The 12,126-nt window shown below is 34.5% G+C and carries 10 protein-coding genes; 6 read left to right on the forward strand and 4 right to left on the reverse strand.

Features of this window, described 5'->3' with window-relative positions:
- Nucleotides 1-51 precede the first annotated feature (51 nt).
- Nucleotides 52-855: a class I SAM-dependent methyltransferase gene (locus tag ACP6PK_RS17655; protein ID WP_426561276.1), complete on the reverse strand. Its 804-nt coding sequence runs from the start codon at nt 853-855 to the stop codon at nt 52-54.
- A 374-nt stretch (nt 856-1,229) separates the two neighbouring features.
- Between ACP6PK_RS17655 and speE the strand changes: the two genes are divergently transcribed.
- Nucleotides 1,230-2,174 (forward strand): polyamine aminopropyltransferase, encoded by a 945-nt coding sequence (gene speE / locus ACP6PK_RS17660; protein WP_426561278.1) that lies wholly within the window; start codon nt 1,230-1,232, stop codon nt 2,172-2,174.
- Between the two features lie 144 nt (nt 2,175-2,318).
- Nucleotides 2,319-2,483, forward strand: a complete 165-nt coding sequence (locus ACP6PK_RS17665; RefSeq protein WP_094673085.1) for a YqaE/Pmp3 family membrane protein — start codon at nt 2,319-2,321, stop codon at nt 2,481-2,483.
- Between the two features lie 144 nt (nt 2,484-2,627).
- Here the strand turns inward: ACP6PK_RS17665 and ACP6PK_RS17670 are convergent, their stop codons facing one another.
- A complete protein-coding gene (locus tag ACP6PK_RS17670; protein ID WP_094673086.1) occupies nt 2,628-3,887 on the reverse strand; it encodes an RNA-guided endonuclease InsQ/TnpB family protein in 1,260 nt (419 codons plus the stop codon).
- 308 nt (nt 3,888-4,195) lie between these two features.
- Here ACP6PK_RS17670 and ACP6PK_RS17675 point away from each other — a divergent pair, with 308 nt between their 5' ends.
- The gene (locus ACP6PK_RS17675) at nt 4,196-5,275 is read left to right on the forward strand and encodes a branched-chain amino acid aminotransferase (RefSeq protein ID WP_426561281.1); all 1,080 of its coding nucleotides are present in this window, start codon (nt 4,196-4,198) and stop codon (nt 5,273-5,275) included.
- Nucleotides 5,276-6,892: 1,617 nt separating this feature from the next.
- Nucleotides 6,893-7,750: an EI24 domain-containing protein gene (locus tag ACP6PK_RS17680; protein WP_426561283.1), complete on the forward strand. Its 858-nt coding sequence runs from the start codon at nt 6,893-6,895 to the stop codon at nt 7,748-7,750.
- A 736-nt stretch (nt 7,751-8,486) separates the two neighbouring features.
- Here ACP6PK_RS17680 and ACP6PK_RS17685 read toward each other — a convergent pair.
- Nucleotides 8,487-8,819, reverse strand: a complete 333-nt coding sequence (locus ACP6PK_RS17685; RefSeq protein ID WP_168186471.1) for a hypothetical protein — start codon at nt 8,817-8,819, stop codon at nt 8,487-8,489.
- Between the two features lie 375 nt (nt 8,820-9,194).
- A complete protein-coding gene (locus tag ACP6PK_RS17690; RefSeq protein ID WP_426561285.1) occupies nt 9,195-10,154 on the reverse strand; it encodes an orange carotenoid protein N-terminal domain-containing protein in 960 nt (319 codons plus the stop codon).
- A 254-nt stretch (nt 10,155-10,408) separates the two neighbouring features.
- Between ACP6PK_RS17690 and phnG the strand changes: the two genes are divergently transcribed.
- Both phnG and phnH read left to right on the forward strand, forming a co-directional pair.
- On the forward strand, nt 10,409-10,855 hold the full coding sequence (phnG, locus tag ACP6PK_RS17695; protein WP_094673378.1) for a phosphonate C-P lyase system protein PhnG: 447 nt from the start codon (nt 10,409-10,411) through the stop codon (nt 10,853-10,855).
- Between the two features lie 59 nt (nt 10,856-10,914).
- Entirely contained in the window at nt 10,915-11,502 is a 588-nt protein-coding gene (gene phnH, locus ACP6PK_RS17700) for a phosphonate C-P lyase system protein PhnH (protein WP_094673377.1), read from the forward strand.
- Nucleotides 11,503-12,126 lie beyond the last annotated feature (624 nt).

Raw genomic sequence — 12,126 nt, forward strand, 5'->3', positions numbered from 1 at the left:
AATTATCAATTATCCATTATCCATTATCCATTATCCATTATCCATTATCCATTATTGAACTTCCTTAAAAGCCATAATTCTAATTCTCTTATAATCAGCTATCCATTTACCCTTCTTATATAAATGAGGACGCAATCTATTCTCAATATCATCAATAATAATATTTTGCTTTCTTTCAGAAATTCCTTCAAAAAAACAAGTCGCGAACATCTTAATCCAATGACGCAGACCATATTCTCCATCTTGAAGTTTAGTTGGTCTTTCTAATAACCTAGCAAAAGTCAACAAAAAACCTTCCGATTCTAAGAGACTAGCATATTCTCCTATACTAGGAAAATACCAAGGATTAAGTTCTTTATTGCTACTATAACCAGCAGCATCTAAAGCTTGATAAATACCATTAATAATTGTTTCAATATTACCTTTGCCACCAAATTCTGTAACGAAACGACCTCCTGGTTTAAGTACACGCCAAATATTATGCATAACTTTTTTTGGTTCTTGAATCCAATGAAGTGCTGCATTAGAAAACACCGCATCAAATGTTTCTTTCAACTCAATATTAACTCCATCTCTGACTAAAAACTTAATATCTGGATAACAACGGTGAGCTTCTTCAATCATAGTAGGAGCATTATCAATTCCTACAACTTTTGCTCCTCTAGTAGTAATTTTATAAGTCAGATGACCTGTACCACAACCAAGGTCAAGAATTTTTTCACCTATTTGGGGATTAAGTAATCCTAATAAATCTACTGCTAAGTTAGAAACAAAGGAATGTTTACTATCATACAGTTCTGCATCCCACTCATTGAAAGATATATTTGGGAAGTTGTTAGTTGTATTATTTTGCATAGTAGGTAGTATGAAGAGTAACTTATTCAATGAATTATACTTGAATACAAGCTATAACTTGTTAAGTCAAAAGTTAAAAGTAAGACTTAACTGATGAGTCCCAATAATTTTAATTAGGAAAAATCGTTTTTGGTCTTGATATTTTGAGTAAAACTACTCTCATCATAGGGATAAAATTAGGTGATTGAGTTAATAATATCTCTAAAAAGCTCAGATTTGTATATCAATGTGCGTGAAGTTCTCTCCCGTTAAATCAGAGATTATAACGGGAGACCCCTTACCGAATCTAGTTGGAATAAAAAGCCATTTTATGCTAAGAAATACATTCTGTATCAATATTATTTAGATCAATATTTTATCCAGGAGTATGTCTTATGGCTGGTAGTGAAGTTGGTGCAGATTTGTGGGTTAGTGAGTATATCACACCTTGGGATATTTATGTTCATGGTATTACTCAGGTTCTTGCCTACAAGAAAACTGCTTATCAAGAAATGTACATTGTAGAAACAGGTATTTATGGTAAAGCACTGGTTCTTGATGGTAAATGGCAATCTTGTACAGGGGATGAATTTTTATACCATGAACCTTTAGTACATCCTCCCATGATTTGTCATGGTTCTCCTAGTAAAGTTCTTGTTCTTGGTGGTGGTGAGGGAGCTACTATTCGAGAGGTTTTACGTTGGCAAACTGTGGAAAAAGTAGCCATGGTTGATATTGATGGAGAAGTGGTAGAAGCTTGTCGGCAGTATTTGCCAGAAATGCACAAGAATGCTTTTGATGACCCTCGCCTCAAGTTGGTCATTGGTGATGCTTTAGAATTTTTGGATACTTCTAGTGAAGGTTGGGATGTGGTTATCTCTGACCTTTCCGATCCTATTGAAGAGGGGCCATCATTTCAATTATTTACTAAGGACTATTTTGAAAAAATTCTCCGGGTACTTACTCCAGGAGGATTTTTTGTTGTCCAAGCTGGCCCTGTTTCTCCTGGGGAAATGAAACTTCATGCTCGAATTCTCAATACAATGAAGGCAGTATTTCCTTATGTTCAATCTTATAGTAGTCATGTCCCTACTTATGGGCGACCTTGGGGTTTTGTTCTGGGTTCCAGGGAGATGATTGATAGTTATCCTGATACAGAAAAAGTTGATAAACTTTTGGCAGAAAAAACTACTGGTGGATTTCGGATGTTGGATGGGACTACTTTATTAGGAATGTTACAAGTGCCTAAACATCTGCGGGAGGCGATCGCCACTGAAAGGGAAGTTTATACTTTAGCAGAACCTCCTAAATTTTTCGGTAAAGGTTCTACTAAGAGTTGAAGTTATATAAAGAAGGAATAATAAAGAAGCAGGAAGGTTAATTATTAATATTGACTTGTTTGGGCTATTCTATAATTCCTAACCTTTATGGCTTCTGCCATATACTGAAAAAACAATAGTTTAACAATTACAAGAGTAACTAAAATGACTATACTACGAATTCTAGCTGCTATATTCTTACCGCCTTTAGGTGTTTTCTTAACTGTTGGTCTTGGAGGCGCTTTTTGGATTAATATTCTTCTCACTTTGTTAGGCTTTCTGCCTGGTATTATTCATGCCATTTGGGTTATTGCCAAGAATGATAATTAAGTAAGTTAGGCAGTTAAAATAGGGGTGGGTTTGGTCTAATTTTTGAGGAATTTTTAACTAATATTTAGGCGTTTTTTTACTGTTGGTCTAGGCGGTGCTTTGTGAAGTTCTCTCCCGTTAAATCGGAGATTATAACGGGAGCTTCTAGAACAAAGATAATTGAACCCCAGTTTCAGAAGTTTCTTGTCTCATCGGCTGACTAATGTCTAATCCTCCACAAGCAGACAAGATGATACCCACCTCGTTTAATGCTTTATTTAATATGTTGATTGCTGCATTCTCGTCCCTATCTAAAACCGTTTTACATTTGGGACAAGAGTGAGTTCTAACCGATAAAGTTTTAGGTACTTTATGACCACAATTACTGCAATTTTGTGATGTATTGTGAGGATTAACTTTAACTATATGAACACCGCGTTTTACCGCTACTGCATTCAACTTTTCAATAAAAGCTCCCCAGGCTACATCATAGATTGATTTTGATAGTTTTGTATTTCTAGCTAAACCTTTAATATTAAGGTCTTCTACAGCAATTAAGTCATACTCTTTAACTAATTTATGAGCAGTTTTATAATGAAAATTTTCTCTTTGTCTAGCAGTATGTTGATGTAATTTAGCTACTTTGTTTTGTGCTTTTTTCCAGTTATTAGAACCCATCTCTTTTCTAGCTGCTTTACTTTGTTTTCTAGCTAAATTAGATTGAGATTTTCTATAGAAATTTGGGACAGAAACAGTTTCTCCAGTATTGGTAGTTAAAAACTCTTTTAAGCCTACATCAATACCTACAGCAGTTTTGATGTTGTCTGTGATAATTCGACTAGGAACTGACTTGTCTTCTAAACTAAAACTTACATAATAGCCATCAGCTTTTTTGGTTATAGTTGCAGTTTTAATAGTAAAGCCTTCTGGAATTGGTCTATGAACTATCACTGGAATAGCACCAAATCTGCTAATAATAATTTGCTTTCCATCAAACTTAATTGCAGCTTTAGGATGATTTACTCTACTAAAACATAATGATCTTAATTTGCCAGACTTTTTAAATCTTGGTCTACCAAATCTTTTACCTGTCTTATCAGGAACTAACCAACGTTGCCAAGCTTTATCTAGTCTCTGTAAATTAATTTGTTGAACTTCAGAGTAAATTTCTTTATACTTAGGAAATAACTGTTTTGTTTCTTTAAGTGCTGATTGCTGAAAATAATAATCTGGTCTACAAGGAATCTCGCCAATTGGACTTGAAACTATTGAGCAACGGTCTATCGGACATCTAGTTCTATTTAACCAGTCTAATCGTTGACCCAAAGCATAATTCCAGTGTCTTCTCAAAAGTTCTAGCCAATAATCAATTTTAGCTATTTGTTCTTGATTTGGCTTGATTTTGTAGCAATGACTTATGATCATTTTTTTCTTTTTCGACCAGACTTTTATGATAATAGTTTGTGTAAAGTTTGTCTATACATAAATCAAGAAAACACAATTAAATATACGAATCAGTCATAACAGATTAAAGTAGGGGCGAAAAGCGAATTGCCCCTACAATTATATGCAGCAGGAAATGAAAAAACGATGACGCAAGTAATAAATGATTTCATAATGCTGCGCAAATGTGAATAGCCCCTACACTCCTGACTCAAACAAAAATTCTCTAGGTATAACTGGTAACTACTAAGTTATTAATGCTATTCTAGAAAAATTGTAGTTATTAGACGATGCAGACAATAATGCAAATAGTTAATTCTCAAATATCTATAGAAAAAACTACCCACTCTCGAATTAAAGAACAGGATATTAATAATACTCCCTTTGGTAAAGTATTTACCGACCATATGTTGGTTGCTACCTACTTAGATGATAGTTGGCAAGAGGTAAAAATTATTCCTTATGGCAATATTCCTATGTCTCCTTCTCTTTCTGCACTACATTATGGTCAGACAGTTTTTGAAGGTTTAAAAGCTTATAGAAGTCCGACAGGAAAACCTTTATTATTTCGCCCGGAAGCTAATCATAAACGGATTAATGAATCAGCTTTTCGATTATGTATGCCACCTGTTCCTGAAGAAATTTTTATTGATGGTTTGAAGGAATTAATTAGGTTAGATGCTGATTGGATTCCTACTCAATCAGGTAGTGTATTATATATTCGACCTATCTATTTTGCCACAGATGAATCGGTTGGTCTTAAACCAGCAAATAGTTATAAATTTATTATTATTAGTTCTCCGGTAGGTGCTTATTATTCTGAACCTGTAAAGTTAATTGTGACTGATAAATATATTAGAGCTGCTGAAGGTGGAACTGGTGCTGCTAAATGTGCTGGTAATTATGGTGGTAGTTTATTGGCAGATAAAGAAGCTAAAAAACAGGGTTATGATAATGTTTTATGGTTGGATGCAAAGGAGAAAAAATATATTGAAGAATGTGGCACAATGAATGTGGCTTTTGTTATTAATGATGTGGTTATTACTCCTCAGTTAACTGGAACTATATTGCCGGGAATTACTAGAGATAGTGTATTAACTTTATTTAGAGATATGGGTGTTAAAGTTGAGGAAAGATTAATTTCTATTGATGAAGTGGCGGAGGCTTATCAAGAGGGAAATCTTTCTGAAGCATTTGGTATGGGAACTGCTGCTACTATTGCTCATCTTTCTACTATTAATTATCAAGGTAAGGATATGATTTTACCTCCTGTTAATGAACGAAAATATGCTCCTGAAATTTTACAAAAGTTGGAAGATATTAAAACTGGAAAAGTTACTGAATCTTATGGCTGGGTTTCTGAATTGTAAATTAGGGAGTAGGGGTTTAATAATTAATAATTAACAATTAACAATTAATAATTACTTCTTCTAGAATAAAGGGATTTTATCAAAGGAATTATTTTCTTTTTTCTCCATAATATAGAGAGGCTTTATACCTTGATTTTTCGGTTAAGAAAAACAACTTCTAGAATAAAGGGATTTGCTCAAAGGAATTATTTTCTTTTTTCTCCATGATATAGAGAGGCTTTATACCTTGATTTTTCGGTTAAGAAAAACAACTGTACCTTAGTAATATCATGTCCGTTGGTATCGTTTGTCTAAAAGTTGGGGAAAGGGCTACCATTAGTAAGGTTTTTCCTTCTTTCTTCTTTCTTCTTTCTTCTTTATTCCTTCTTCCTTACCTATACAAGACCGATGCTACCGGACATGATATAACTTGATAAATTCTATATAAAAACAAGTTATGACTTTATTTTGTACTATAGGCTGATTATTAGGATGAGGCAGAAGATAGATATCTTTAATCAGCTTTTCGCTCATCGGGTAAGCATTCAGCTTTTCGTATTTTCGTAAAGAATAAAGCAAATACTAAGATTAGCTGATGACCTTTTTCGTGTCAGATTTTTAATTCTTGCCATCAGACTAATTTCTCCTTCCAAACAGGATGAATTAATGGCTGATAGCTGTTAGCTGAATTCTGAATGCTTACCTCATCGGACTTGTATGAGATTAAAACTAAAAATTATAAATTAATTAATTAAATATAATTCTGTTCTACTTTGAGAATTTCATAAGCAAAATTAATTACCAATGGATAATGGAGAATTGTGCTCAAAAATAATTAATTAGGGTTTGCTGAAAAAGTCTTATTGGTGAGGGTAGGAGTCAGGAGTCAGGAGCCAGGAGGAATGGGAAATTTAGAGGAGGCAAGAGGAAGAATTATCCTTTGATTTTTCTAATATACTCAACCCAAAATCCTAACTTTTTGACCATCAAGCAGCTCAAAACCAGGTACTTTTTGCAAACTTAAAAAGGTTAAAACCTTTATCTGTCAATTATTTTATATTTAATCAGCAGAGCAATAATTATCTGGAGAGAATTAATTTAATATTTTGGCAGTAGTAGGGAAGAGTCAATAAGTAAGAGGTAAGCTCATAAATAAGTAAACGGCAAATACACAAATAATTTTGTCTACCTACTTATCCATTGTTCATTATCAATTGTTAAAATTGCCATATTTATGCCGTAGTTACTATCAAAAAAATTCTAGGGATAATATCAAATTTGCTGGCTTCGGTTCCCGATAAATTGGAGTAACAAGAAACTGGGTTTATGGGAGGTCAATGGTAGGGATGTTGCACAGGCAAAAATGCGTTTTCCGTTCCGGAATGCTCTGCTTTCCATGTCGCGCAGCGTTTTGCTGGCGCACAACTTTCCTGACGGAATACTCCTAATTACGCACTTCGGCTGTCGCCGACATATAAAGCGGAGTTTTGCGTTAGCAAAACGTCCCTACAAGGGTATTTGATAAAAACCAGGTTTCTCTGCTTTTTTATACGGATACTACTAGATTTGATCTAATACCAAGTTTGATAAATTTTTGCTAAACTTTTTTGAGTATAGGAGCTGGGGAGTTATAAACTTATGATAAAACAGCAAAATTCAAAATCAATACTATCTATATTTGAAGCTCCTGTAGGATTAGTAGCAGGTGCAACTTACCATTTTCGCGCTCTAATAATATTTGTCAAAAATCCCAAATTGATAGGTTATATAATTGTTCCGATTTTTATTAATATTGTGGTCGGAATTATTCTTTATATTGGTTTACTTCTGCCGGGAATTGATTTGACTGAGACTATTTTTAATAGTTTATCTTTGCGTTTTGATGCTATGATTGCTCAACTACCAACTTGGTTAAATTTTTTAAGTTATTTAGATAATATCTTAGATTGGTTTATAGAACTCATCATATTTATCATATTACTTCTAATAATTGGATTTTTATTAGTACAATTTGGAGTTATTCTGGGTTCGCCTTTTTATGGTCAACTTTCTGAACAATTAGAAAAAATTAGAACTGGTACATTGCCTGAAGCACCTCCAGGTTTATTAGCCTCTCTTAAGGATATTTGGCGAGCGATACTTTTTGAGCTAAAAAAAATTGCTTTGTTTCTAGGAATAGGGTTGCCAATGTTACTACTAAACTTTTTTCCTGGAGGCTCTTTAATAGCAACTATTGGTGGTATTATTCTCACAACCTCTATTGTTTGTCTTGACTTTTTTGATGGACCTTTGGAGAGAAGAAAATTAAAATTTAGAGAAAAGTTAACAGTAGTCCGTCGTAGTTTTCCAGCAAGTGCCACCTTTGGGTTAATTTGTCAAGCCTTAATTACTATTCCCATAGTTAATTTTGTAGGTATTCCCCTTTGTGTAGCAGCAGGGACTCTATTTTGTTGCGATCGCGTCTTACCCAAACTATTACCAGATAGTCAATCTTGATAGTCTAATACCGTTTCACGGAATTCAAAATTCAAAATTCATGCATTAAGATTTTATAACCCGAAAACTTTAAAGCTACAGTAATTTCTAGAAATTATTTCACATTTCAGTAAGATTAAGTAGTGTAGCGGAAGTTGATAAAGTTAGTATTGTACCAATTCCTAGGCATGAATTATAGTTTGGTTATCAAGTAATTAACACCGATAAAATAACTCCCAATTCATGCATTAAGATTTTATAGCCCGAAAACTTTAACGCTACAGTAATTTCTAGAAATTATTTCACATTTCAGTAAGATTAAGTAGTGTAGCGGAAGTTGATAAATTTAGAATTATACCAATTCCCAGGCATGAATGCTATAGTTTGGTTATCAAGTAATTAACACCGATAAAATAACTCCCATATCCATAGTCATTATGAATAAGACTGGGACGACTTTTTCTTTCCTTCAAAGTGTTTCATCATTATTTGAAATTCTTATAATTGTTAGCCAGTTAATGTTAATTATGATTATTTTTACTTCTCCCCCACTCCCTTACTCCCCCACTTCCCCACTCCTCCACTCCCCCACTCCTCCACTCCCCCACTCCCCCACTCCCTTACTCCCCTACTCAAGACACAAGTTGAAAAGTTTTTGAGAAATGGTATAAATCTAAGGACAGGTTTAGACTAAAGGAGCAAAACTCATTTCAAAACCCGCCCTTCATTTACATATATCTTTAAGATAGAATATTAGTTAGATCATCCTAGTCATAGCAGATACTTTTGTAATCTTTTCTTGATCCAAACCTTCTAGCTCAGTAATGTTCAACCATCCCTCTTTGACTAAACCAGCAAGAGAAAAAATTACAGTTGCATTTCTGGAGTCATACTTTCCATCTAAATCATATCTTCTCGCGCTGAGAAAATCATGCAGACGCCATAAGTCATTAAACTCTTGAATTCCACTTGCTTGTTGGCGTACCGTTGCCATTAAAGCATTTATTTCTCGTTCCTTAGCTTTTTCCAAAGCTGATTGAGCAATCTTTTCTTCTGTTGTAGACCACTCAATATTAGTAATCTGCATCATCTTTATTAAAAAATGTATTTTGATTATGATTTTTTATGTGATTCTTAATCATAACATATAGACCTTTATATTTTCAAACAAAAAAGCGCTCCGTTTGAGAAGCGCTCTTTAAAATTTATTGATTTTTAGTTTTCGTAGGTTAAATAACTTTGCTAAAATTAGCTTCAAATGTTGAAGTAGCAGTCAGCACTCAGCTATCAGCAGTCAGCTTATTCTTGGTATATAATGGAGGATTCAAACCCCCATTAACACGCACCACTAATTTTTTCAAACTCTTGTGGAGGACTTAAACCCTCGAATTTTTAGCTGACAGCTAAATGCTGTTTGCGCAGCATTCCGTAAGGAAAAGCTGATAGCTAGTTAAAAAACCGATTTCTACCGAGCAAAATTCAACAACTCTTTAGGAGAAGCTAATAAATCTATCGCCACAAAAAAGATTTTACCTTCTGGATTAAGCAAAAATCTCCAAGCAATATTCATACCCACACCAGCACCAAACCAGGGAGTCTGACATTTACCAGTAACTTTAATCTGAGTATAACCATCATCAGCCGGTTCAGAAATTCCTTGCTCTGGAATTAACTTGAGGTTTTGACATTCTTCTTGGAAAAAACGTAAAACAGAATCTTTACCCACAATTGGTCTACGGAAAGGAGGCTGAAGTCCACCATCAGGAGTGAATAACTCAATTAGTGCATTAAAGTCATTAGCATTCAAATTATTCATATAATTCAAGACAGTGGGATTATCAATACCTTGAATAGTTACTTCAGTTCGCTGTGCCATATCTTTTGGTGCAACAACAGGCTCAGAAATCCTGGTATAGTTACCTAAGTTTTTAACATCAAATCCCATATTAATCACAGAATTTCGTAAAACGGTGATTTGCTGACCAGAGTCCAATCCTTGAATAGTTCCTAATACAGCAGAAGCATTGGCAGAAAGTTTATATCCCTCTGGAATAGGAGCAACAAGTCCTTGATTCATCCATTCTCCAAGCTGATACCAAAAACCCAACTTAATATTTGGAGACCAAGTAGCATAAGTACGACAAAGTGGTGTATCAGAGCGGTTAGCCAAGTCGCACATTACTTGGGTTTGCTCTTGGAAACTCATTTTCTTAATCTCATTCATGGTTATTTCTGCCAACTGCATATTGGCAGCTCCTGGAGCAGCAACTGTAATTGTCTTACCCATTTCCAGGTAGGCGAACCATATCAGAGCTAGTTGGTCTTCAGCACTTAACTGATTAAATCTGGCAATGGTAGCTGGCACTGCATCAGCAGATAAAGTGTTAGGGAAAATATTGCGGGCTGTATCGATTGAAAATGGCATAAATTCACCTTGGTCAATAAATCAAAAACTCAAAATCGAAAATACCCACATTCCTAATTGAAAATACAGTTAGGTAGGGATTACAATAACAATTTTCAATACCTACAGTTTTCATTAAGAAATACTGTAGATAGGGATTATAAGGAAAAGGTTTCCGGTATAATCACCATTTTATTATATCGTAACATTAAATACTTTTTAGATTTATATCTAGAGAATGAGTAAATTATCCAACGTTGGTCTAAAGGTATGATATGGAAATTCAAACTGAAACGCGACAAAGGTGGATGGCAACCCTGGCCAAGAGTAATTTAAACCAGTTGGAGGCAAAAATAGCAGAAATAGGGACTTTACCTGAATACAGTTTTATCAGGCCACCAGAAATAGGTCTAACAATGGTACGAGGCCGCGCTGGAGGTACGGGACAAATTTTTAATCTAGGAGAGATGACTATTACTCGCTGTACTGTAAAGATAGAGGAGGTTATAGGTTTTGGTTATGTGGGAGGGCGATCGTATCGTCATGCGGAACTTGCTGCATTGTGTGATGGTTTGATGCAAATTCCAGAATGGCATGATATTGTGCAGTCTATAGTTATTGAATTTCTTCAAGCAGAGGCAAAACGCAAAAAAGAAGTTCAAGAATCTCAAACAGAGGCGACAAAAGTTAATTTCTTTACCCTTAGAAGAGGAGATGAATGAAGTCAATTGATAATTGATAATGGATAATTGATAATGAAAACTATTCTAAATATTTTTCTATGGTTACAAAACTACCAGGTTTTTCAGATATTGTAGATGATTCTCAAACAACTTTTCGGGCACTACTCAATGCTTTATCTTATCCAGGAAAACAGCAAGAAATTAATATCAATTTAACTCCACCATCAGACTTAAATATAGGTTCTGCTGCTGCCTGTTTAACAATGTTAGATTTAGAAACAAAAGTTTGGTTAAGTTCAGATTTTGATGGAGATGTAAAAGCTTGGTTATTGTTTCATACAGGGTGTAGTTTTACTGATAATTCTCAACTTGCAGATTTTGCGATAATTAAGAATATTAATTCTATTCCTAACTTTGAAAATTTTAATTCTGGAACAGCAGAAGAACCAGAAAAATCAACTACTTTATTTGTGCAAGGATTAGATTTAGAATCAGGGGAAAAAGTAATATTAACCGGACCGGGAATTTTAGCAGAAACAACAATTTCTATCCCTGGTTTACCGGAGTTTTTCTGGTCAGAATGGGAAACTAATGTTAAAAATTATCCTTTGGGAATAGATATATTTTTCTTTGTTAAGAATACAGTAATTGGTTTACCGAGAACAACAAAAATTTCAAAATATTGAAAGTGATAAGTAGTCAGAAAATTTCACTACTCACCTCCATCTTCCAGGTGCTTCACGAAATGAATTAACTATTGCTCTATACGCAATAGTGGGAAAATTCTCACTATTCACCTCCATCTTCCAGGAGCTTCACGAAATGAATTAACTATTGCTCTATACGCAATAGTGGGAAAATTCTCACTATTCACCTCCATCTTCCAGGAGCTTCACGAAATGAATTAACTATTGCTCTATAGGTAATAGTCGGAAAATTCTCACTATTCACCTCCATCTTCCAGGAGCTTCACGAAATGAATTAACTATTGCTCTATAGGTAATAGTCGGAAAATTCTCACTATTCACCTCCATCTTCCAGGAGCTTCACGAAATGAATTAACTATTGCTCTATAGGTAATAGTCGGAAAATTCTCACTATTCACCTCCATCTTCCAGGAGCTTCACGAAATGAATTAACTATTGCTCTATAGGCAATAGTTGGAAAATTCTCACTATTCACCTCCATCTTCCAGGAGCTTCAGAAAATGAAATTATTCTGACTCTATAGGTAATAGTCGGAAAATTCTCACTATTCACCTCCATCTCGCAGGAGCTTCAGAAAATGAAATTACTATTGCTCTATACGCA

The sequence above is a fragment of the Dapis hubbardiae BLCC-M172 genome (assembly GCF_050016015.1).
Lineage (GTDB): Bacteria > Cyanobacteriota > Cyanobacteriia > Cyanobacteriales > Microcoleaceae > Trichodesmium.